The sequence below is a fragment of the Methyloceanibacter methanicus genome (assembly GCF_001723285.1).
In the GTDB taxonomy this organism is placed as follows: Bacteria; Pseudomonadota; Alphaproteobacteria; order Rhizobiales; family Methyloligellaceae; genus Methyloceanibacter; species Methyloceanibacter methanicus.
On sequence record NZ_LPWG01000003.1, the window covers coordinates 136,671 to 158,386 of the forward strand.

Consider the following 21,716-nt stretch of genomic DNA (forward strand, 5'->3'; position numbering starts at 1 on the left):
GTCCCGCTGTCACAAATCCTTATTGGCGGGACTTATACCCGAGTCGGGCATAGATTCGGACAGGAAGTCCGCAACGTGAGCGAGACGTGAGGCCGCGCGCGGGACCGCTAGCGGACCGGATTGCGTTGCGGCCACTCGACCGGCCCGCCGACGGGGGTCAGGCCATCTTCCCCCTCAGGCAGCAGCAACCCGCGCTCCGCCGCCGCCTGGGCGGCCTCGGCTTCAGCCTTCTGCCGCGCGCGAATCTCCCGCTCGATCTTCCGCCACTGGGCGACATTCTTATTGTGCTCGGCAAGGGTGGAAGAAAAGACATGACCGCCGGTCCCGTCGGCCACGAAGTAAACGTCGCCGGTCTTGGCCGGCTTCAGCACCGCTTCGATCGCCGCCCGACCCGGATTGCCGATCGGTGTCGGCGGAAGACCGTCAATTTGATAGGTATTATAAGGGTTTTTCTGCTGCAGCTCATCCCTAGTAATAGGATGATCGCGGTTGCCGGATCCGCCGAAAATGCCGTAGATGATGGTCGGATCCGATTGAAGCCGCATGCCCTTGCGAAGCCGGTTGTGGAACACGCTGGCGATCCGGGGCCGCTCCTCGGCGATCCCCGTCTCCTTCTCCACGATGGAGGCCAGGATCACGGCCTCCTCGGGCGTCTTCACCATGATGTCCGGATCGCGTTCTTCCCAAACTTGGGCCAAGAACTTTTTGTGCGCAGCCTGCATGCGCTGAAGAATGTCGTCCTTCGAATCCTTCGTGCCAAAACTGTACGTATCCGGCAGCAGCGAGCCTTCCGGCGGTACCGCGGTGACGTCGCCATCCAGCTCCGCATTCGCTGCTATCCGTTCCACGATCTGCTGGCTGGTCCACCCTTCCGGAAACGTGATCCTGTATTGGACGGTCTTCCCGTCGACCAGGGTATTGAGGACCTCGCGCATGGTGGCTTGCTTGTCGAACTGATACTCCCCGGCCTTCAGGGTCCCCTCGCCTTTGAGCTTCATGAAATAGAAGATGGCCGCCATGAAGATGCGGCGGTCGGTGATGATCCCTTCTGCGGTGAGCCGGTCCGCGATCGCCGTTGTGCTCGCGCCCTTGGGGACGGCAAAGATCGCCGAGACCTGCAGCGGGCCCGGACGGTCGAACTCGACGCGCAGGAGATAGAAGAACGCGGCGACCGCCACGAGCAGGATCACAACGAAGTCAGAAGACCGTCGAACATCCGCAGGAACGGATGGGAATTCTCGTCGTCATCGTCCTGCGGCGGCAGCTCCGGCGGCCGCTGGGGAACCAAGGCTTCGGCGGGACTATTTGCCGCCACGTTCGCGGTGGCACGGGGTGCGACCGGAGGCGTGGGATGAGGCTGCTGGGGACGAGGCGCCCCTTGAGACTGTTGACCAGGCTCTTGACCGGCCGGCTGATACGGAATCTTGCGGCCCGTGGCCGGGTCCTCGATGTATTTCCGTCCAGTCTTCCGATCGACGAAAATACGGCGCCGCGCGCCTTGCGGGGGCGGCGGCGGAGATGGAGGACTGTTTCGCGACGATGTCATGCTAGATGAGCGCGAACCTTGAGGACAACGACGCCACTTTCCGAGCAAATATGGCGAAAGGGTGTTTCGCCTGGCCAGCCAAAAGCACTATCACGCCGCGTAGCGGCGCATCACGAGCGAGGCGTTGGTACCACCGAATCCAAAGGAATTCGACAGGACGGTATCGATCGTCCGGCGTCGCGCTTTGTGCGGCACGAGGTCGATCGCGGTCGCGACCGATGGATTGTCCAGGTTGAGCGTCGGCGGGGCGATATTGTCCCGGATCGCGAGGACCGAGAAGATCGCCTCGACGGCGCCCGCGGCCCCAAGCAGATGGCCCGTCGCGGATTTCGTCGACGACATCGAAACCTTGCCGGCCGCGTTGCCGAAGAGACGCTCCACGGCGCCGAGTTCGATCTCGTCGCCCATCGGCGTCGAAAGTCCCGTGGGGTTGATGTAGTCGATATCCGCCGCATCGATCCCGGCGCGCTTCACGGCGGCGGTCATGCAACGGAAGGCCCCGTCGCCGTCCTCGGCCGGCGCCGTGATGTGGAAGGCATCGCCCGAAAGGCCGTAGCCAATGATCTCCGCGTAGATCTTCGCGCCCCGTGCCTTGGCATGCTCGAGCTCCTCGACCACCACGACACCGGCCCCCTCGCCCATGACGAAACCGTCGCGGTCCCGGTCGTAGGGACGCGAGGCTTTTTGCGGCGCGTCGTTGAAGTTCGTCGAAAGCGCCCGGCAGGCGGCGAACCCGGCAAGGGACAGTCGGCAGACGGGCGATTCCGTGCCGCCGGCGAGCATGACGTCCGCATCGCCGAAGGCCACCAGGCGCGATGCATCCCCGATCGCATGCGCACCCGTGGAACAGGCCGTCACCACCGAATGATTCGGACCCTTGAGCCCGTGCTCGATGGAGACGTAACCAGAGGCCAGGTTGATCAAGCGTCCGGGAATAAAGAACGGACTCACCCGGCGCGGCCCCTTGTCGTTGAACAGGAGCGAAGTCTTCTCGATGCCCTGCAGGCCGCCAATCCCCGATCCGATCAGAACGCCGGTCCGGGTTTGATCCTCGTACGAGGTGGGCTTCCAGCCCGCGTCCTGAAGAGCCTGGGTCGCAGCACCCATGGCGTAGATAATAAAGTCGTCGACCTTGCGCTGCTCTTTGTGCTCCATCCAGTCGTTCGGATTGAACGAGCCGTCCGCTGCCGTCGCCCGGGGCACTTGGCAGGCGACCTGGCACGACAAATCGGACACGTCGAAATTGTCGATGCGCTTTGCGGCGTTCTCGCCCGAAGTCAGCCGCTTCCACCCCGTCTCATAGCCAGAGCCGAGGGGGGAAACGAGACCGAGACCTGTGATGACGACACGACGCATCGCGACTTTGCCAGATCCTTTGCTTAAGAGACTGAGGATCGAGCCCTGGCGGGCCGATCGCTCTTGTTCTGAACCTCACGGGCAGCCGATCAGGCCGACCCGAAGGGTGTGTTAGGCGGAGTTCTTTTCAAGAAACTTGATGGCGTCGCCGACCGTGAGAATGGTCTCGGCGGCATCGTCCGGAATCTCGCAGCCGAACTCTTCTTCGAATGCCATCACCAGTTCGACCGTATCCAGGCTGTCCGCCCCCAGGTCGTCGATGAAGCTCGCATTGTCGCTCACCTTATCGGCCTCAACACCGAGATGCTCGACAACGATCTTTTTTACGCGCTCAGAGATATCGCTCATGTCCTCCTCACCGTCCCTTCAACTCTCAAAATCCTTATGGCCTCGCGTACCCCAGAGCAGAAAGCCCCCGGCCCAAGACACCCTCTAATGGCTAGTCAGGAGGGTTGATCGCGGCGGGATTGTTCTTTGTCAAGCCCCCGCAAACGGCCGATTGCGTAGCATACTCTATATAACTTTGCCAGAAGCCCCTAACCCGTAGTCTGGTTTACAGAAATTCCCGATCGCGCCCGCGCGGGACGCCACCGCCTCGACCCCCTAGACCATGATCATACCGCCGTTCACGTGCATCGTTTCGCCGGTGATGTAAGATGCTTCGTCGCTTGCGAAAAAGACCACTGCGGCTGCCACATCTTCCGGCTTGCCGAAGCACTGCGCCGGAATGGCGGCGGCAATAGCCTCCGTTTGCTTCTCGGTCAAGGCATCCGTCATGGGCGTTGCGATAAAGCCCGGCGCGATGCAGTTGGCCGTAATGCCGCGGGCTGCGACCTCGCGGGCGAGCGACTTGGTCATCCCCACGAGACCGGCCTTGGAGGCCGCGTAATTGCCTTGGCCCGGATTGCCGAGGACGCCCGAAATCGAGGCGATGTTGACGATACGCCCGCCCCGGCGGCGCATCATGCCGCGCAGCACGCCGCGCGTGAGCGTGAAGACCGATGTGAGGTTGACCGACAACACGTCGTCCCACTCTTCGTCCTTCATGCGCATAAAGAGATTGTCCTTGGTGATGCCGGCGTTGTTCACCAGGATATCGATTTGGCCGAGCGCCTTTTCGGCATCCTCGGCAAGCGCCGCAACGGCGGGCCGGTCCCGGAGATCGCAAGGCAGCACGAAGACCCGATCGCCGAGCTCGCCGGCGAGCTTCTCGAGCTTCGCCGCATTGGTGCCGGAGATCGCCACGGTCGCACCCTGATGGTGCAGGGCCTTGGCGATGGCGCCGCCGATCCCGCCTGTCGCGCCGGTGACCAGAGCGCTCTTCCCACTGAGGTCGAACATCTTCGAATCTCTCCCTACGTTCGGCGCCCGCCTAGCCGTTCAGTGCGGCTGCGGCGCTCTCCAATTCTTCCGGCGTCCCCACGCTGCGCGCCTCGACCCCGTCGAGGCGCCGGGCCATCCCTGTCAGCACGCGGCCGGCGCCGACCTCGTAAACCGTGTCCACACCGTTCCCGGCGAGGAACTCCATCGTCTCGCGCCAACGCACCATGCCGGTGACCTGCTCGACGAGGCGGCTGCGAATGGCCTCCGGGTCGGTGATGGGTTCGGCGAGCACGTTGGCGACAACCGGTACGGCTGGCGCCGAAATGGTCACGCCGGACAGGGCCTCGGCCATCGCATCGGCGGCCGGCTGCATCAGCGCGCAATGGAACGGTGCGCTCACGGGCAGCAGAACCGCGCGGCGCGCACCATATTTCGGCGCGAGTTCAACGGCCCGCTCGATCGCCGTCTTTGTGCCGGAGATCACCACCTGGCCCGGCGCGTTGTCGTTCGCGGCCTGGCAGCATTCGCCATCGCTCGCAGCTTCCGCAAGCTCCTGGGCCTGGGCCAAATCCGCACCGAGCAGAGCCGCCATGGCTCCTTCGCCCACGGGAACCGCATCCTGCATCGCACGCCCGCGCGTCTTCAGGAGGCGCGCGGTGTCGCCGAGGGTCAGGGCGCCGGCCGCCGCCAGCGCGGAGTATTCGCCGAGCGAATGTCCCGCCACGTAGGCGACCTTCTCGGGCAGCGAGAAGCCCGTGCTCTCAAGAGCCCGCATGGCCGCGAGCGAGACGGCCATCAGGGCGGGCTGCGCGTTTTCCGTCAGGGTCAGATCGGCCTCCGGGCCGTCCCACATCAACGTGGACAGCTTCTGGCCCAAGGCCTCGTCCACCTCGTCGAAAACCGCTTTCGCGGCCGGAAAGGCCTCGGCCAGTCCGGCGCCCATACCGACGGCTTGGCTCCCCTGGCCGGGAAAAACGAAGGCTATGCTCATGTCGTGAAGGAACGGCGCGTTGTTTATCGGAAGGTCGCCAAAGACACTGTTTCAATCTTGCCTGTCAAGGAGGCATGAAATCCGGCCCGCCGTCCCGCCCATTTGCCTTGCAACCCGCGACAAACCACTATAAAGCCCAGCTTCCAGTAACCGCTCCGGTCGGAGGCTGAACGGAGGACCGCATTTGGCCCCTTTAACTTGGGCCAGGCGGCAGGAGTAATCCGCCCTCCCGTGTCTCCGCTCTTCTGGGCTTGCGCTCTAAAGAGCACTTCTTGGGCCTTTCCTTCATAGCGCCCACGACGAGGCTTCGCGCCGGAGCAACGAAGAAGAAGGAAAGGCACATCATGCCTCTCTACGAGCACGTGTTCCTGGCACGCCAGGACGTTTCGACGCAGCAGGTCGAGGGCCTGCAGCAGACCTTCCGCAGCCTCATCGAGGAGAATGGCGGATCGGTCGGCAAGACCGAATATTGGGGTTTGAGGCCCCTCGCCTACCGGGTGAAGAAGAACCGGAAGGCGCACTATACGCTCATGAACATCGACGCGCCCCATGAGGCCGTGGCCGAGATGGAGCGCCAGATGGGTCTGTCCACGGACGTGATCCGCTTCCTGACCATTCGGGTCGACGAGCACGAGGACGGTCCGTCCGCGATGATGCGCCGTTCCGACCGCGACGAGCGCGACGGCGCCGCGGCCCGCGCCGCGATCGCGACCATGACCGCGGCCCCCGTGACGGCGGCCGCGACGGCGGTTCCGACACCCCCCACAGCGCCAGATCCGACGACGAGGATGATTCCTAATGAGCTCGACCACGATGCAAGCGCGCCGCCCGTTCTACCGCCGGCGCAAGACCTGCCCCTTTTCCGGCGATAAAGCGCCGAAGATCGACTACAAGGACGTGAAGCTGCTGCAGCGTTACGTCTCCGAACGCGGCAAGATGGTGCCGAGCCGCATCACGGCCGTATCCGCCAAGAAGCAGCGCGAGCTTGCGCGCGCGATCAAGCGGGCGCGCTTCCTCGGTCTGCTGCCCTATCTGATCCAGTAGGCCCGCACGCTTACAGAACTTGGAAATCGGGCCTTCGGGCCCAACCACAGATCGAACGAAAGTTGGGGTGGGTGTGAAATCCACCCCTAACCGCACCAACAGAGAGGCGGGACAGCGACATCAATGCCGGTCCACTACGTCATAGGCGCAGGCGCAGGCCTGGTTTCAGCGGCCCTGTTCGCGTCCGCCGTCGTATCGGCGCGCTTGCCGGCCTGATCCTCTATGTCTGTCCGCTGCCGCTCTGCCTTGCGGGGCTTGTCTGGGGGCGCCGGGCCATCGCCGTGGCCGGCTTCGTGGGCACCGTCCTCGCACTCATCGCGCTCGGCGCCGGTCAAGGGCTCGTCTACGCGGTCGTGGTTGCGATCCCGGCCGCGGTGCTCGTCCATTTGATCCTGCAATCGCGAACGGTCCCCGATCCGGCCAACAAGGCCAAACAGATCGTTGCCTGGTATCCCATCGGCCGGCTCGTGGCGGCCGCGGCCGTCATGGCGGGTCTGATCGCCGGGTTGATGGTGTTGTCTCTCGGCCCCGACATGGCGGGCTACCAGCCTCCATCGACAAGATGCTGCCGCTGATCCACGACACGCTCGGCGCGAACGAAGGTGTGTGGACGGAGGAGGCAACCGAAAACCTGAGGATGCTTCTGACGCGCGCCCTTCCGGCCGTCATCGCCATCGTCTGGATCACGATCGCCCTGTTCAACATGTGGCTGGCCGGAACGATCGCCAAAGGATCGGGCCACGCTCTACGCCCCTGGCCGGACTTTCACACGCTCGAAATCCCCAACGTGATGGTGATCGCCTTTGCGCTCTCGCTGGCGCTGTCCTTCCTCCCGGGCATCGTCGGCCTGGTCGCCACGGGCTTCGCGGGCGCATTCCTGATCGCCTATCTGCTCCAGGGCCTCGCGGTCATCCACTTCTACACGCTTGGCATGCCGTTCCGCACGGCGATGCTGGCTGTCCTCTATTTCGCCGTGCTGTTTCTGGGCTGGGTGGCGATCATCGTCGCCATTCTCGGCCTGGGCGAACCCGTGTTTGGCTTGCGGGCGCGCGGCAACGCACCCCCAAGCCAAGACATTCCCGACAACGACAAACACGACTGACACTGACGACCTGAACTTAGGAGTACTGAATCATGGACATCATTCTGCTGGAGCGCATTGGACGCCTCGGACAAATCGGCGATGTGGTCACCGTCAAGGACGGCTACGCCCGAAACTTTCTGCTGCCGCGAGCAAGGCGCTCCGCGCCACCGAAGCCAATCGCGCCCGTTTCGAAAACGAGCGTGCCCAGCTCGAGGCGCGCGACCTGGAGCGCAAGACCGAGGCCGAGGCCGTATCCGGGAAACTGGCGGGCGAGAGCTTCGTCGTCATCCGTCAGGCCGGTGACACCGGTCAGCTTTACGGTTCGGTTTCGACCCGCGACATCGCCGCCGCGGTGACCGACGGCGGCTTCTCCATCGAGCGCCGTCAGGTGCTGCTCGATAAGCCCATTAAGACCCTCGGACTGCACGAGGTGCGCGTTGCCCTGCACGGCGAAGTGGTCCCGACGGTGATCGTCAACGTCGCCCGCACCGTGGACGAAGCCGAGCGTCAGGCGCGCGGCGAGGACGTGACTCAAGAACTCACCGAGGAGGAAGAGGAAGCCGCCGAAGCGCTGGCGGCCGGCGAAGCCTCTTCGAGGAGGGCGCCGAGACTGAGGCCGTGTCCGAAGAGGCCACTGAAGAAGCGCCCGAGGACGAGACGAAGGAAGACAGCGGAGAGTCCGCATAGCGCGACAATAGGCGACACGGAACACCAGGCAATCGAGGAGACAGGTTGTTGTCTCTCCTGTCTCCTCTGCCTAGGATATTGCGAGGCGCAACTTCGGCGACAACGGTGCCGACGACATGGCTGCTCGCGTGACCTGACATGTTTGGCCCGCTCAAATTCATTCTTGGGCGGACGATAAAGACCGGACACCTGCGGCTGGTTGATGCCGAGGGTCAGACGCACGTTTTCGGCGATGGCACCGGCAGCCCGGTCCTCGCCCGCATCCAAGACAAACGCACCGAGCGGCGGCTGTTCTTCAATGCGTCCCTCGCGATCGGCGAAGCCTACATGGATCGGCGCCTCGTCCTCGAGCAAGGCACGATCTACGACCTCCTCGAAGTCTTGCTGATCAACACGTCGTGGCAACGACGGCCCGGCTGGATCCAGGCGCTCGATGACATTCGCAGCGTCGCCCTACGATTGCAGCACTACAACCTCACCGGCCGATCGCGCCGGAACGTCGCTCACCACTACGATATCGACGGCTCGCTCTACGATCTGTTCCTCGACTCGGACCGTCAGTACTCCTGCGCCTATTTTGAGGAGGACGGCCAGACGCTCGAAGAGGCGCAGGAAGCCAAGAAGCGCCACATCGCCGCCAAGCTCAACCTGTCCGACGGAATGCGGGTGCTCGATATCGGTTCGGGCTGGGGCGGCCTTGCGCTCCATCTCGCCAAGACCGCCCACGTGGACGTGACGGGGATCACGCTGAGCGAAGCGCAACTCAAGACCGCCCGCGACCGCGCGGCGGCCGAGGGGCTTTCCAAGGCGGTCCGGTTCGAACTGTGCGACTATCGCAACCTCGAGGGCCAGTTCGACCGCATCGTCTCGGTGGGCATGTTCGAACATGTCGGCACGGCTCATTACCGGCACTTCTTCCGGCAATTGGACCGGCTATTGGCCGACCGGGGCGTGGCACTCCTGCATTCGATCGGCCAATTCGATGCCCCGACCCCGACCAATCCGTTTATCGCCAAATACATCTTCCCGGGCGGTTACGTTCCGGCCTTGAGCGAGGTCCTGCCTGCGCTCGAGCGCGAAGGGCTGCTCACCACGGATCTGGAGATCTTGCGGTTGCACTATGCGATGACCTTGCGCCACTGGCGGCAGCGCTTCCGTGCCGCCTGGCACACGGCATCGGAGAGGTTCGGCGAGCGATTCTGCCGGATGTGGGAGATGTACTTGGCCTCCTCGGAAGCGGCCTTCCGTTATCAAAAGCTCATGGTCTTTCAGCTCCAGCTCGCCAAGGATATCGACGCCCTGCCCGTGACCCGCGACTACATCACGGACCGCGAGCGGGACTTGCGGGCCCGCGCGCACCGGACGCGGCCCACGCGCTCGCAAGGATCGACCTGATCCCCGAGCTGGCCAGGTTGTGAGTTTGGGAACGATCTCCCCGCTGTTCACAGGACTGACGTCTGGCCGGGCCCTGGCAATTGGCTACTCTTGGACATGACCGCACTGATTCGCCAGACGACCCAAGAGCCCCACCCCGAGACCCCGGATTTTCGGGAAGCCCCCAACAATCTGGAGGCCGAGCAGGACCTGCTCGGGGCCATCCTCGTGAACAACGAGGCGCTCGACCGGGTCTCCAGCTTCCTGAAGCCGGACCACTTCTTCGACCCGCTCCATGCGCGCATCTTCGAAGCTGCGGCGAAACTCATCATGGGCGGCAAGCGCGCGACGCCCATCACGCTCAAGACCTTCTTCCAGTCGGACCCGCCCGTGGGCGATCTCGCGGTCCCGCAATATCTGGGACGCCTCGCCGCCAACGCCACGACCATCATCAACGCCGAAGACTATGGCCGCACGGTCTACGACCTGGCGCTGCGGCGGAACCTGATCGAGATCGGCGAGACCATGGTCAACACGGCCTACGACTCCCCGATCGACGCGGAGCCGGCGGCGCAGATCGAGGAGGCCGAGCAGAGGCTCTACGAGCTTGCCGAGACGGGCAAATACGGCGCCGGCTTCGAGCCGTTTTCCTCCGCCCTCACCGACGCGATCGACATGGCCGCGAACGCCTATCAGCGCGACGGCGGGCTGTCCGGTCTGGCAACCGGTTTCGCCGATCTGGACCAACGCATGGGCGGACTGCAGGCCTCCGACCTCATCATCCTTGCCGGGCGTCCCTCCATGGGCAAGACGGCGCTCGCGACGAACATCGCCTACCACGTGGCCAAGGCCTACTCGGCCGATCCTCATTCGGGCGACGCGACGGACGGCGCCGTGGTCGGCTTCTTCTCCCTGGAAATGTCGGCCGAGCAGCTCGCGACACGTATCATCTCCGAGCAGTCCCAGATCTCCTCGGAGAAGATCCGCCGCGGCCGCATCGATTCCAGAGATTTCGACCGCATCGTCGAAGCCTCCCAGGAACTCCAGAACCTGCCCCTCTTCATCGACCAGACCGGCGGCATCTCCGTGGCCCAGCTTGCCGCCCGCGCCCGGCGCCTGAAACGGCAACGGGGACTTGGGTTTATCATCGTGGATTATCTCCAGCTCTTAACGGGATCGTCGCGCCGGGCCCATGAGGGCCGCGTCCAGGAGGTCTCGGAAATCACCACCGGCCTGAAGGCGCTCGCCAAAGAGCTTCACGTACCCATTCTGGCGCTGTCCCAGCTCTCGCGTCAGGTGGAGCAAAGGGATGACAAGCGGCCGCAGCTGGCCGATTTGCGTGAATCGGGGTCGATCGAACAAGATGCCGATGTGGTAATGTTCGTGTTCCGCGAGGAATATTACCTTGAGCGCAGCCAGCCTCGCGAGAACACCGAAGAGCACAGACAGTGGCAACAGGACATGGAAGCGGTCGTGGGCAAGGCCGAGGTCATCGTGGGCAAGCAGCGCCACGGCCCGACGGGAACGGTGACGCTCCAGTTCACGCCGGAGTACACCCGCTTCTCCAACCTCGCGGCCTCGGAGCGACTGCCGGAGCGCATGGAGTGAGGGCTCCGGCCCCGCGCCCGGACAGCTCCGACACGAGCGACACGCACGAGACGGCGATTCTGACGATCGACCTGGCCGCCCTCGCCGACAATTACCGGGACTTGTGCGCCCGCGCCCGGCCTGCGGAATGCGCAGCCGTGGTCAAGGCCGACGCCTACGGCCTTGGCATGGCGCAAGCCGCGTCCGCTTTGTGGCGCGCCGGCTGCCGGACATTCTTCGTGGCCACGATCGCCGAGGGCATCGACCTGCGGACGTTGCTGCCGGACGCCGTAATCTACGTCCTGAACGGTCTCATGGCGGGGACGGCGATGACGTTCCAAGAGCACGGCCTCCGTCCGGTGCTCAACAGCGCGGCCGAAGTCCGTGACTGGGCCGGCTATTGCGCCCGTAACCGCAAGGCCCTTCCTTGTGCCGTCCACCTCGACACCGGCATGAACCGGCTCGGCCTGTCGGCGCTGGACGTCGACGAAATCCGCGACGCGGACGAGCTCTGGGAGGCGCTCGCGCTCTCCTTGGTCATGAGCCATCTCGCCTGCGCGGACGACCGCGCCCATGCCAAGAACGCGCAGCAGCGCGCGCGCTTCGAGGCCCTCAGGGCGCTGCTTCCCGAAACGCTCACGAGCCTTGCCAACTCCGCCGGGATCCTGCTGGGCCCCGATTATCACTACGACCTGGTGCGGCCGGGCGTGGCCCTCTACGGCGGCCATCCCCAGCGCCAGGGCGAGAACCCGTTCCGCGCGGTGGTGCATCTGATGGGCCGCATTCTGCAAATCCGTCATGCCACCCAAGGCGAGACCGTCGGCTATGGCGCCACCCGGACCCTGCAGCGGCCGACCCGCATCGCCGTGGTCTCCGCCGGCTATGCGGACGGCCTGTTCCGCGCGCTGTCTGCCGGCGACGGCGAGACCGGGCTGACGGCCTATCTGGGCCCATACGCAGCGCCCATCCTCGGGCGGGTCTCCATGGACCTCATCAGCGTGGACGTCACCGAAGTTCCGGAGGCGTTTTGCCAGCGCGGCGCCTGGGTCGAACTCCTCGGTCCCAATGTCAGCGCCCACACGATGGCCGCCCAGGCCGGGACCATCGACTACGAAGTGCTGACAAGCCTCGGAACCCGCGCAACGCGCCGCTATATCGGTGGCTGAGTAGAAACGCGAAACACACTGATAAGAATGGCAAAACCATCAAAGGCCTATGTCTGCCAGTCCTGCGGCGCCGTCGCCGCGCGCTGGTCCGGCAAATGCGCCGCCTGCGGTGAGTGGAACTCGCTGATCGAGGAAGCGGCCACCCCCACGCAGAGCCCCGCCCTCGTGGCCATCAAGGGGGGCAAGGGCCGCCAGACCCGCTTCGAGACCTTGAACGCCAAGACCGAGGACGCCCCCAGGCTCAAGACCGGCATCGCCGAGCTGGACCGCGTGCTGGGGGGTGGTCTGGTCCCGGGCGCGGCCGTCCTCGTCGGCGGCGATCCGGGCGTCGGCAAGTCCACGCTCCTGCTGCAGACCGCGGCCGAGCTCGCGCAAGACGGGGCCCCGGTCATCTACCTGTCCGGCGAAGAGGCCACGGCCCAGGTGCGGATGCGGGCGGCGCGGCTCGGCATCGCCGAGGCGCCCGTGGCACTCGGGACCGAAACCAACGTGGCCAACATCATCGCGACGTTGAGCAGCGGCCCGCCCCCGGCTCTCGTCATCATCGATTCCGTGCAGACGCTCTGGTCCGAAGGCATCGAGTCCGCGCCTGGGACGATCTCGCAGCTCCGGGGCTGTTCGGCCGCCCTGATCAGCTATGCCAAGGCCAGCGGCACCACCGTGATCCTCGTGGGCCATGTGACCAAGGACGGTCAGATCGCGGGCCCGAAGGTGATCGAGCACATGGTCGATACGGTCCTGTATTTCGAAGGCCTCAGCGGCCACCAGTTCCGGGTCCTGCGGTCGGTCAAGAACCGCTTCGGCCCCACCGACGAGATCGGCGTCTTCGAGATGCGCCTCGAGGGCTTGGCCCAGGTGGACAATCCCTCGGCGCTCTTCCTCAACGATGCGGACCGGGGCTCGCCCGGGACCGCCGTGTTCGCCGGGATGGAGGGCACGCGGCCGATTCTCGTCGAGATTCAGGGCCTCGTGGCCCAAAGCGTGCTGGGCACGCCCCGGCGCGCGGTGGTCGGCTGGGACCAGAACCGCCTCTCGATGCTGCTTGCGGTGCTCGAGGCGCGCTGCGGCGTGCGGCTCGGCGGCCACGACGTCTATCTCAACGTCGCCGGTGGCCTAAGGCTGACCGAACCTGCTGCCGACCTCGCCGCGGCCGCGGCCCTGCTCTCGTCCTTCACGGGCCGCGCCGCGCCCGAAGACACCGTGTATTTCGGCGAGGTCAGCCTGACCGGCGCGGTCCGCGCGGTGGGCCACACGGACCAGCGGCTGAAGGAAGCGGCCAAGCTCGGATTCGTGCAGGCGGTGGCCCCGGCAAGCAAAGGTCCGGGCGAACGCGAAGCCGCCGGCATCGCCCTCAACCCCGTTTCTCAACTGGACGAACTCGTGGCCTGGTTCGCCCTGCCCGAGAGTTAAGCCTCCCCGTCGATTACGACCGAGTGTGACCCCCAAGTCATTGCGCGGAGGGGCCCATTCGTGCTTCATCCGCGAGAATCGTGATAGTCTGATAACACTCGTCCGAGGGAGCGCCGCGGCATGCCAATCTCCTGGCTCGATATCATTTTGATCGTCATCATGCTCATCTCGGGCTTCCTCGCGATGGTGCGCGGATTCACCCGGGAGGTCCTGTCGATCTTCTCCTGGGCCATGGCGGCGGTCGCCGCGCTGTACTTCACCCCGCGCTATTACGAAGTGCTTTCGCCCTATATCGACAATCCGAGCGTCGCCCAGATCGCCTTCGCGGCGGCCGTGTTCATCGTCACGCTGATCGTCGTAAGCCTCATCACCTTCCGCATCTCCGACAAGGTGCTGGACAGCCGTGTGGGCGCCCTCGACCGGTCGCTCGGATTCGTCTTCGGCCTCGCCCGTGGCTTCCTCCTGGTGGCCATCGTCTTCATCCTCTTCACCGCGCTTGCCAGAGACCAGCCAGAATGGGTCCGCAATGCGCGCTCCTACCCCGTTCTGCAGCGGACCCAGGTCGCCATTGAGTCGCTGCTGCCCACCAATCCCGAGGAGTACATCCCCCAGAAGGAAGAGGAAGGCGGCGCTTCGGAAACCGAGGGCGCGCCGGCGCAGCAACAGGGCGCGCCGCTTTAGGCCCGCGCTTGCGTCAATGTATCCAGTTGCGTGGCATTGAAGCCCCGGACGGGGCGACTATTTAATTGCTAGGGAAAGGCCCGTGCCCGTGACAGACCGACACGATCAGACCACGCAACTCCGCTGGCTCGAAGAGGACCGGCTCCACGAGGAATGTGGGGTTTTCGGAATCTTTAACCATCCCGACGCCGCCGCGCTGACGGCGCTGGGTCTGCACGCGCTGCAACATCGCGGCCAGGAAGCGGCGGGCATCGTCAGCTTCGACGGCGAACACTTCCACACCGAACGCCGCATGGGCCTTGTCGGCGATCACTTCACCTCGCGTCCGGTCATCGATCGCTTGAAGGGCGACATGGCCGTGGGCCATGTGCGCTATTCCACCACGGGCGATGCGGTCATGCGCAACGTCCAGCCTCTTTTCGTCGACCTCGAATCCGGCGGCTTCACGCTTTGCCACAACGGCAACCTGACCAATGCGCTGACCTTGCGCGAGGCGCTGATCAGCAAGGGCGCCATTTGCCAGTCGACCACCGACACCGAAGTCATTCTTCACCTCGTCGCCCGTAGCGAGAAACGGAACTTCGTGGAGCGCTTCATCGAGGCGCTCCTGCAGGTCGAAGGTGCCTACGCCTTCGTGGGCATGACCAACAAGAAGCTGATCGGCGCGCGCGATCCGTTCGGCATTCGCCCGCTCGTGCTCGGCCGCCTCGGCGATGCGTGGGTGCTGGCCTCCGAATCCTGCGCGCTCGACATTATCGGCGCCGAGTTCGTCCGCGAGGTCGAGAACGGCGAAGTGATCATCGCCACCAAGGACGGCCTCGAAAGTCACCGCTTCATGCCCAAGAATCCGGCCCGGCTGTGCATCTTCGAGTACATCTACTTCGCGCGCCCCGATTCCATCATCGACGGCCGCTCCGTCTACGACGTCCGCAAGGCCATGGGCCGGCAGCTCGCGCTGGAGGCGCCCGCGGACGCGGACATGGTGGTGCCAATTCCCGATAGCGGCGTGCCCGCGGCCATCGGCTACGCACAGGAATCCGGGCTCCCGTTCGAATACGGCATTATCCGCAATCACTATGTGGGCCGGACCTTCATCGAGCCGGAGCAGCAGATCCGGCAGCTCGGCGTCAAGTTGAAGCACAGCGCCAACGAGCTGCAGGTCAAGGGCAAACGCATCGTGCTGATCGACGACAGCGTGGTGCGCGGCACTACGTCGCTCAAGATCGTGCAGATGATGCGCGATGCCGGGGCCAAGGAAGTCCATATGCGCATTTCCAGCCCGCCCATCACCCATCCGGACTTTTACGGCATCGACACGCCGAACCAGGACAAGCTGCTTGCCGCGAACCGCACGCTTGAAGAAATGCGCGCGTTCATGGGCGCGGACTCCCTGGCCTTCATCTCCGTCGACGGCATCTATCGCGCCATGGGCTTCGAGGGCCGCGACGATGACAATCCTCAGTTTACGGATCACTGCTTCACCGGCGAATATCCGACCCGTCTGCGCGACCGCGAAGGGCCGCCCCAGCAGAAGCAGCTGTCCTTCCTCGCCGAGGTCGGTTGACGCAGGTTCAAATCCAGCCCCCGCAACCAATTCCCGTCGCCGGGGGTTCGAGTCCCTCCTCCGCTACCATCTTCCTGTCACGCCCAGCCCACGCGCCGGGCATCAACAAACTTGGGTGTGCTACAGGCAAGACGTGGATGGCCGGGACAGGCCCGGCCATGACGAGTGAAATGCTGACGTGACGCAACAACGCCTCAAAGACCGGATCGCCTTGATCACCGGCGCCTCCCGGGGCATCGGGCGCGCCACGGCCAAGCTGCTCGCGGCCGAGGGAGCCATGTGCTCCTGCTCGGCCGCCATCAGAAGACGCTCGAGAGCGTCGACGACGAGATCAAGGCGGCGGGCGGCAAGGCCACGCTCATCCCCCTGGACCTGCAAGACGGCGCCGCGATCGACCCGCTCGGCCCCTCGCTCTATGAGCGTTTCGGGAAGCTCGACATTTTCGTCGGCAACGCCGGCATCTTGGGCGGCTTGCGGCCCCTCACCCATATTCCCTCGGACATCTGGGACAAGGTGCTGGCCGTCAATCTCACTGCGAATTGGCGTCTGATCCGCACCCTCGATCCGCTGCTGCGCCTCTCCGATGCCGGCCGCGTGGTGTTCGTCACCTCATCGCGTGTGGCAAAGACCGGGCGCGCCTATTGGGCACCCTACTCGGTTTCGAAGGCGGCGCTGGAGACGCTGGCGAAGACCTATGCCAACGAGACGGGGGCCAGCGCGATCAAGGTGAACTTGGTCGACCCGCGCGCGACCGCGACGGCCATGCGGGCCGAGGCCTACCCGGGCGAGGATCCGGCCACGATCAAGACCCCCGAACAGATCGCGGAGACCGTCGTCGCGCTGTGTCTGCCAAGCGTCGCGGAAACCGGGCGGATCGTCGAGGCCGGCTGACGGAAAACACACCCGGAACAAACTCTAACCGGTGCTGATGACCATGCCGTCATAGGCGGGCTCGACCCCCTCCGGGAGCTGGGCCTTCAAGGTCTCGTAGTCCAGATCCACATGCATATGGGTCAAGATCGCCCGCTTGGGCTCCATGCGGCTAACCCAGCTCAGCGCCTGGTCCACGGTCATATGGCTGGGATGACCCGTATAACGCAGCGCATCGAGGATCCAGACGTCGAGCCCTTCGAGGATCGGCCAGGACTCTTCCGGAAAGTCGCTCACGTCCGGCGAATAGGCGAGGCCGTCGAAGCGGTAGCCGAGGGAGTCGATGGAACCGTGCGTCTGGAGATACGGGACGACCTCGATCGGACCGCCCGGGCCATCGATGGAGACGCGTTCCCCGGGCCGGATGTCGTGTCCATTCAGCACCGGCGGATATTCGCTCCCTTTCGGTGACTGGAAGCAATAGTCGAACCGCTGGCGCAAGACGTCGCCAACCTCTTTCAGATGGTACACGTCCACCCGCCGGTGCCCGTTATAGGCCACCATGCGCAGGTCATCGATGCCATGGACATGATCGGCATGGTCGTGGGTGTAGAACACCCCGTCCAGCAGGCCCACATCGGCGTCGTTCAACTGCTCGCGCAGATCCGGCGGCGTATCGACCAGCACGCGCGTCGTGCCCGTCTCCCCTTCCCGCTCGACCAGCAGCGCGCAGCGCCGGCGGCGGTTCTTGGGGTTGCCCGGATCGCAGGCGCCCCACTCATTGCCGATCCGGGGCACGCCGCCCGACGTGCCGCAGCCAAGAATGGTGGCTTTGAGGCTCATGCGGCGTCTGAACGCTCTTTCAGAGCGGCGCGCGGCACCTTCTTGAAGAGCCTGAAGAAATTATCCGTCGTGAGGGCAGCCAGCGCGTCCGCGCTCACGCCGCGAACGTCGGCGATCCGCGCGGCCGTCTTGGCCACATAGGCCGGCTCGTTGGTCTTGCCGCGAAACGGCTCGGGCGCGAGATATGGCGCATCGGTCTCCACGAGCAGCCGGTCCGCCGGAACCGAGGCCGCGATCTCGCGCAGCTCCTGCGCCTTCTTGAAGGTCACCACGCCCGAAAAGGAGATGTACCCGCCGAGCGCAAGGCCGCGCCGGGCAAGCTCAGCACCGCTCGTGAAGCAATGCAGGATGAAGGGAAAGGCGCCTTTCGCGCTCTCCTCTTCCAGGATGGCGGCCATGTCCTCGTCGGCTTCGCGCGCATGAATGACAAGCGGCAAGCCGGTCTGCCGCGCGGCGGCGATGTGGGCACGGAAGCTTTTCGCCTGCACGTCCGGCGGCGCGTAGTCGTAATGGTAGTCGAGCCCCGCCTCGCCGATGGCGACGACCTTGGGATGGCGCGCGATCGCGATCAGCTCTTCGGCGGTCACGTCCGGCTCCTCGGCCGCATTGTTCGGATGGGTGCCGATGGAGCAGAACACATTGTCGTGGGGCGCGACGAGATCCTTCAACTCGTCGAAGTTCCCAACGCGGGTCGAGATCGTGACCATGAGCCCGACGCCGGCCTCCCCGGCGCGCGCGAGCAGCGCCGGCAGGTCCGACTTGAGTTCGGGGAAATCGAGATGGCAGTGGCTATCGATCAGCATCACGCAAAGATGAAATGTCTTTAAGGTTCAGTCTGCTAGGCTCACACGTACAGGGACGCGATTCGCGCCTTTGTGCAGCAGTTTCGCGGACGAAACAATAGGACAACGCCCGGCAGCGCACCACAATGGCAGCACGCTCAACCAAGACACGATTGGCCGTTGCCCTGGCCGCCGCGATCGCCGCCGCGGCTCCGTCGATGCTGTCCCCGGCCACGGCGGCGGCCGGGTGCAGCAAGAGCGTCTATGTCTACAGCGCCTCGTGGTGCGGGACCTGCCGCCGCTTGCGGGCCTATCTCGATCAAAGCGGCATCCGCTACGCCCTGTTGGACGCGGACGACCCCCGCGTCAGAGCGGATATGCGGGCGCGGTTCCGCAGCGTGGCCGTGCCGCATATGCTGATCGGGCGGCACGTCGTCCGCGGCCTCGACACGGCGAAGATCCAGCAGTTCTGCCGCTAAAAGGAATTTCCCATGAAGAATGGAACCGAATTCGTCGATGCGCGTTTGCCGCTTATGATGATCGCACTCGCATTTGCCGGCACGCTGGTCGCCGCCTTTCTGGTGGCGGGCTTCTGCGACAGCCTCGGCTCCTAGAAACGCTGACTCTCAATCAGCGGCACAGCGACGTTCGCAAGAGCGCGCGCCTGTCCGTGGACGGACTGACATCGCGTTCGCACGCCGTCCGTGCGCGCATGGTCTTGCCGATCGCCCCAACCGTCCCCCCAAAGAAAACTCAAAGTCGAACGATTGCAATAATCGGGACTTAGCCTTTCGAGTGGGGAACGGATCGCCAAGTTTCACGTTACGGCGTACATCGAGTCGGACGGAGGTGGCTTCTCCGCGACTGGAGAACCGTCACCCTTTCGGCAGAGGCATACGCAAGTAAACCGGTTGGAAGGGCTGACATCATGGGCATGGGGCGGTTCTCAGACGGAAAATTCGACTTCATCGTCGTTGCCGATCACGTGTTGGGTGAGACCGCAAGACAGCAGTGGATGGACAAGTTCGTCGAGGCGTCGCGGCGGCTGTTCGATGCGACGGAAGGGCAAATATCGTTCGGCAACATCTATATCGGCGACAACAGCTTTGGTCTCGGCGCGGCCGAGGCCGTCTTGCACGATATAAACGGGCGGGCTTTCGCGACAATTGGCGGGTTCGGTCAGCCTGGTCACCGGTTCCACCTGTTCTCGAATTCGACTCCGAATACGATCGTGCACGAGTTTGCCCACCACGCATTCGCGCTTCACGACGAATATCTGAAGGTGCTTGGCGTCGATTCGATCGATCGGGACGCCACGCCACCTGACGGCTACGCGCTCGATCCGCCCTTCTACGACCAAGTCCCCCTGATCACATCGGAGCTGCCTCCTCAAGATCTGCAAGGGAACCGGGCACTTATTCGATTTGGCAATCAGCTCATCGAGCAATTCGTGGAAGCCCACACGCCGGAGCTCTTGACCACGTTCAACAGCTTCGGCGCCGATCCGATGACTCAAGGCGGCGGCCGGGTCTTCTATCACAAGACCGACGGCATTGGCTGTGCCGATGCCGCTGGCGCAATCTACTCAATCATGGATCAGTCCAACGACTTGGCTGTCACCGAGTTCTGTACGGCCGCAAATCACGATCTTTCGGGACTTGAGAATGCGGAGTATGCCAATCGCCACACGGACGAATATGGCGGCCTGTCGTGTTGGGAGGTCATGCGCGACAAGATGCTGGAGCGTTGGGACTTCCCGCTCATCGTACCCTCTCCGGAAGCGCAGCCCGGCGCGTTCGGCGGTTACGAACACGAGGACCCGCTGCGCCACGATCTCTTGAGCGAAGGCCGGTTTGTCCTTGTCATGGACCGCTCCGGTTCCATGGCCGATGCGGGCAAGATCGTCGGCGCGAAATACGGCGTGGAACTCTGGCTCACATACATGGCGGAGGTCGGGGATTTCCTGTCCGTGGTTTGGTACAACGAAAATGTGGACGTGGCCCTCGGTCTCGAAGTGATCGCCGACACGGCCAACCTGCAAGGCCTCGTTGCCGAGGCCAACAATGTCGTGCCTCAGGGATTCACGAACATTCGCGACGCGCTGTACGAGGCGCATCAGCAGATTACCTCCCGCGAGGGCCAGGCGGCGCTCCAAGGAGTCGTGCTGCTGACGGACGGAATCCACAATCGGCCAATCGACACCTCGGCGCTTGAGGTCATTCCAACGTTCCAAGCGGACCAGATTCCAATTCTGGCGATTGCCGTGGGCGACCAGAACGACGTGGACATGGAAACGCTCGAAACGCTCAGCCGGGAAACCGGCGGTGCGCTACAGGCAGCGTTCGCGGCGGTGAACTACGATGCGTCCGACGACTTTTCCGTGCGGGGATCTGTCGGCGTGCTGATTGCGCTGGCCCATGCCCTGTTGCGCGACGGGGCCGCTCTCTTCGGCGAATTGCAAATCGGGTCCGAGGACAGCGTGGCCGCGGCAATGTCCAAGGAGGGCGCGCAAGGCGAGAAGCTCAAATCTCTTGCCGAGATGCTGGGCCTACGCGAGACAAGCGCACTCTTGGGCCGGCGAACGGTGCCAGGCGCGGCGACGGTGCGATTCCTCGTCGAAGAAGGTGCCAACTACACGGCGTTCACGATCCTCTATCGTGAAAAGCAGGATGTTGAGGTGACGCTTGTCGATCCGGACGGGAACGCCGTGGAGTACGATGGTGTCCAGAACATCCTCAGCCAATCGCCCCAGTCGCCTTTGAAGGTTGCCATCGTCAAGGAACCCAAGCCGGGCCTTTGGAAAGCAGTTCTTGCGCGGAAAACGCCGGGAGAGCCCTTCTCACTGTTTTACGCGGTGGAGATCGACAACGAGCGCATCGCCGTGCGCGGCGATGTCGACCCGTTGGTTCCGATTGGCGGTACGGCGACGATCCGCGCCTCCGGCAATTGGCAGGACCTTTTGTCTGATCTCGATGTCACCGCGCGCATTGTCGACCCTCAGGGCGGCATTCATATGGTGTCCTTGTCCGACGAGCAGTATATCGAGCCCAATAGCGGCTCTTACTTGGGAACATTCGTGCCCACGATGCCGGGGCGGCACGCGGTCGAGATCACCATTGCCAATCGCGGCCGCGCCATTCTCGCAGGCGGCATCCATCGCGCAATGCACGGACCCGCGCCGGATAAGGACAAACCCCAGGTCATCGACATCTCTTCCGCGGCCCCGGTCTTCACGCGGCGCATCCCGCTCTTTTTCGATGCAGGCGTGCGCAGAAAACCGGTCGACAAGGATCAGAAGGCCAGCGGAAAGGTTCCGTTCCCCGTGAAGCCTCGCAAGCTCAAGCTGAAGCCGGTCGAGCCGCGGAAGCAGAACTAGCGACGGGGCTCCGGCTGCGGCGGTTTCGATTG

Annotated in this window: 19 protein-coding genes and 3 pseudogenes; 15 read left to right on the forward strand and 7 right to left on the reverse strand. The window is 64.3% G+C overall.

Annotated elements, in window-relative coordinates:
- Positions 1-107: 107 nt before the first annotated feature.
- The 5 genes from mltG to fabD all read right to left on the reverse strand — a co-directional run bounded on the left by mltG (position 108) and on the right by fabD (position 5,216).
- Positions 108-1,190 carry an endolytic transglycosylase MltG gene (gene mltG / locus AUC68_RS02585; RefSeq protein ID WP_069436214.1) on the reverse strand — a complete coding sequence of 361 codons (1,083 nt, stop codon included), beginning with the start codon at positions 1,188-1,190 and terminating at the stop codon, positions 108-110.
- A 446-nt stretch (positions 1,191-1,636) separates the two neighbouring features.
- The gene (gene fabF, locus AUC68_RS02590) at positions 1,637-2,902 is read right to left on the reverse strand and encodes a beta-ketoacyl-ACP synthase II (RefSeq protein WP_069436215.1); all 1,266 of its coding nucleotides are present in this window, start codon (positions 2,900-2,902) and stop codon (positions 1,637-1,639) included.
- Positions 2,903-3,013: 111 nt separating this feature from the next.
- Positions 3,014-3,250, reverse strand: coding sequence for an acyl carrier protein (locus AUC68_RS02595; RefSeq protein ID WP_069436216.1), 237 nt, complete (start codon positions 3,248-3,250; stop codon positions 3,014-3,016).
- 255 nt (positions 3,251-3,505) lie between these two features.
- Complete coding sequence (gene fabG, locus AUC68_RS02600; protein ID WP_069436217.1) at positions 3,506-4,243, reverse strand: 3-oxoacyl-[acyl-carrier-protein] reductase; 738 nt, start codon at positions 4,241-4,243, stop codon at positions 3,506-3,508.
- A gap of 31 nt (positions 4,244-4,274) precedes the next feature.
- Positions 4,275-5,216, reverse strand: a complete 942-nt coding sequence (fabD, locus tag AUC68_RS02605; protein ID WP_069436218.1) for an ACP S-malonyltransferase — start codon at positions 5,214-5,216, stop codon at positions 4,275-4,277.
- 344 nt (positions 5,217-5,560) lie between these two features.
- Here fabD and rpsF point away from each other — a divergent pair.
- From rpsF to AUC68_RS02665, 12 genes and pseudogenes are all read left to right on the forward strand, one after another.
- Positions 5,561-6,015, forward strand: a pseudogene (gene rpsF, locus AUC68_RS02610) (30S ribosomal protein S6).
- Entirely contained in the window at positions 6,015-6,260 is a 246-nt protein-coding gene (gene rpsR / locus AUC68_RS02615; protein ID WP_069436219.1) for a 30S ribosomal protein S18, read from the forward strand. Before rpsF ends, rpsR begins: the two are co-directional and overlap by 1 nt.
- Before the next feature lie 281 nt (positions 6,261-6,541).
- Positions 6,542-6,835 carry a hypothetical protein gene (locus AUC68_RS02620; protein ID WP_069436220.1) on the forward strand — a complete coding sequence of 98 codons (294 nt, stop codon included), beginning with the start codon at positions 6,542-6,544 and terminating at the stop codon, positions 6,833-6,835.
- Positions 6,823-7,362, forward strand: a complete 540-nt coding sequence (locus AUC68_RS02625) for a DUF2232 domain-containing protein (protein ID WP_069436221.1) — start codon at positions 6,823-6,825, stop codon at positions 7,360-7,362. The genes AUC68_RS02620 and AUC68_RS02625 overlap by 13 nt, the downstream gene beginning before the upstream one ends.
- A gap of 32 nt (positions 7,363-7,394) precedes the next feature.
- Positions 7,395-7,903: pseudogene (rplI, locus tag AUC68_RS17365) on the forward strand (50S ribosomal protein L9); the annotation flags it as partial.
- 266 nt (positions 7,904-8,169) lie between these two features.
- Positions 8,170-9,426, forward strand: a complete 1,257-nt coding sequence (locus AUC68_RS02635; RefSeq protein ID WP_069436223.1) for a cyclopropane fatty acid synthase — start codon at positions 8,170-8,172, stop codon at positions 9,424-9,426.
- A gap of 96 nt (positions 9,427-9,522) precedes the next feature.
- Positions 9,523-11,013, forward strand: a complete 1,491-nt coding sequence (locus AUC68_RS02640) for a replicative DNA helicase (RefSeq protein ID WP_069436224.1) — start codon at positions 9,523-9,525, stop codon at positions 11,011-11,013.
- Positions 11,010-12,158: an alanine racemase gene (alr, locus tag AUC68_RS02645; protein ID WP_244500347.1), complete on the forward strand. Its 1,149-nt coding sequence runs from the start codon at positions 11,010-11,012 to the stop codon at positions 12,156-12,158. Before AUC68_RS02640 ends, alr begins: the two co-directional genes overlap by 4 nt.
- A 27-nt stretch (positions 12,159-12,185) precedes the next feature.
- A complete protein-coding gene (gene radA, locus AUC68_RS02650) occupies positions 12,186-13,568 on the forward strand; it encodes a DNA repair protein RadA (protein ID WP_069436225.1) in 1,383 nt (460 codons plus the stop codon).
- A 120-nt stretch (positions 13,569-13,688) separates the two neighbouring features.
- The gene (locus tag AUC68_RS02655) at positions 13,689-14,249 is read left to right on the forward strand and encodes a CvpA family protein (protein ID WP_069436226.1); all 561 of its coding nucleotides are present in this window, start codon (positions 13,689-13,691) and stop codon (positions 14,247-14,249) included.
- A gap of 88 nt (positions 14,250-14,337) precedes the next feature.
- Positions 14,338-15,813, forward strand: coding sequence for an amidophosphoribosyltransferase (gene purF, locus AUC68_RS02660; protein WP_244500348.1), 1,476 nt, complete (start codon positions 14,338-14,340; stop codon positions 15,811-15,813).
- A gap of 178 nt (positions 15,814-15,991) precedes the next feature.
- Positions 15,992-16,704: pseudogene (locus tag AUC68_RS02665) on the forward strand (SDR family NAD(P)-dependent oxidoreductase).
- Positions 16,705-16,728: 24 nt separating this feature from the next.
- Here AUC68_RS02665 and AUC68_RS02670 read toward each other — a convergent pair.
- Both AUC68_RS02670 and AUC68_RS02675 read right to left on the reverse strand, forming a co-directional pair.
- Positions 16,729-17,526 carry an MBL fold metallo-hydrolase gene (locus tag AUC68_RS02670; RefSeq protein ID WP_069436228.1) on the reverse strand — a complete coding sequence of 266 codons (798 nt, stop codon included), beginning with the start codon at positions 17,524-17,526 and terminating at the stop codon, positions 16,729-16,731.
- The gene (locus AUC68_RS02675; RefSeq protein ID WP_069436229.1) at positions 17,523-18,329 is read right to left on the reverse strand and encodes a TatD family hydrolase; all 807 of its coding nucleotides are present in this window, start codon (positions 18,327-18,329) and stop codon (positions 17,523-17,525) included. Before AUC68_RS02675 ends, AUC68_RS02670 begins: the two co-directional genes overlap by 4 nt.
- Positions 18,330-18,454: 125 nt before the next feature.
- Here AUC68_RS02675 and AUC68_RS02680 point away from each other — a divergent pair, with 125 nt between their 5' ends.
- The 3 genes from AUC68_RS02680 to AUC68_RS02685 all read left to right on the forward strand — a co-directional run bounded on the left by AUC68_RS02680 (position 18,455) and on the right by AUC68_RS02685 (position 21,684).
- Positions 18,455-18,787, forward strand: coding sequence for a glutaredoxin family protein (locus tag AUC68_RS02680; protein ID WP_083240330.1), 333 nt, complete (start codon positions 18,455-18,457; stop codon positions 18,785-18,787).
- A gap of 12 nt (positions 18,788-18,799) precedes the next feature.
- Complete coding sequence (locus AUC68_RS18050) at positions 18,800-18,922, forward strand: hypothetical protein (RefSeq protein WP_280138500.1); 123 nt, start codon at positions 18,800-18,802, stop codon at positions 18,920-18,922.
- 320 nt (positions 18,923-19,242) lie between these two features.
- The gene (locus AUC68_RS02685) at positions 19,243-21,684 is read left to right on the forward strand and encodes a VWA domain-containing protein (RefSeq protein ID WP_158008208.1); all 2,442 of its coding nucleotides are present in this window, start codon (positions 19,243-19,245) and stop codon (positions 21,682-21,684) included.
- The last annotated feature ends 32 nt before the right edge of the window (positions 21,685-21,716 follow it).

Excerpts from the sequence above, each read along its gene's own strand:
- fabD (WP_069436218.1), bottom strand. The coding sequence starts at position 5,216 with ATGAGCATAGCCTTCGTTTTTCCCGGCCAGGGGAGCCAAGCCGTCGGT.
- AUC68_RS02685 (WP_158008208.1), top strand. The coding sequence starts at position 19,243 with ATGGGGCGGTTCTCAGACGGAAAATTCGACTTCATCGTCGTTGCCGAT.
- AUC68_RS02680 (WP_083240330.1), top strand. The coding sequence starts at position 18,455 with ATGGCAGCACGCTCAACCAAGACACGATTGGCCGTTGCCCTGGCCGCC.
- AUC68_RS18050 (WP_280138500.1), top strand. The coding sequence starts at position 18,800 with ATGAAGAATGGAACCGAATTCGTCGATGCGCGTTTGCCGCTTATGATG.
- AUC68_RS02625 (WP_069436221.1), top strand. The coding sequence starts at position 6,823 with ATGCTGCCGCTGATCCACGACACGCTCGGCGCGAACGAAGGTGTGTGG.
- fabG (WP_069436217.1), bottom strand. The coding sequence starts at position 4,243 with ATGTTCGACCTCAGTGGGAAGAGCGCTCTGGTCACCGGCGCGACAGGC.
- AUC68_RS02635 (WP_069436223.1), top strand. The coding sequence starts at position 8,170 with ATGTTTGGCCCGCTCAAATTCATTCTTGGGCGGACGATAAAGACCGGA.
- AUC68_RS02675 (WP_069436229.1), bottom strand. The coding sequence starts at position 18,329 with ATGCTGATCGATAGCCACTGCCATCTCGATTTCCCCGAACTCAAGTCG.
- AUC68_RS02655 (WP_069436226.1), top strand. The coding sequence starts at position 13,689 with ATGCCAATCTCCTGGCTCGATATCATTTTGATCGTCATCATGCTCATC.
- AUC68_RS02670 (WP_069436228.1), bottom strand. The coding sequence starts at position 17,526 with ATGAGCCTCAAAGCCACCATTCTTGGCTGCGGCACGTCGGGCGGCGTG.
- radA (WP_069436225.1), top strand. The coding sequence starts at position 12,186 with ATGGCAAAACCATCAAAGGCCTATGTCTGCCAGTCCTGCGGCGCCGTC.
- rpsR (WP_069436219.1), top strand. The coding sequence starts at position 6,015 with ATGAGCTCGACCACGATGCAAGCGCGCCGCCCGTTCTACCGCCGGCGC.
- fabF (WP_069436215.1), bottom strand. The coding sequence starts at position 2,902 with ATGCGTCGTGTCGTCATCACAGGTCTCGGTCTCGTTTCCCCCCTCGGC.
- AUC68_RS02640 (WP_069436224.1), top strand. The coding sequence starts at position 9,523 with ATGACCGCACTGATTCGCCAGACGACCCAAGAGCCCCACCCCGAGACC.
- AUC68_RS02595 (WP_069436216.1), bottom strand. The coding sequence starts at position 3,250 with ATGAGCGATATCTCTGAGCGCGTAAAAAAGATCGTTGTCGAGCATCTC.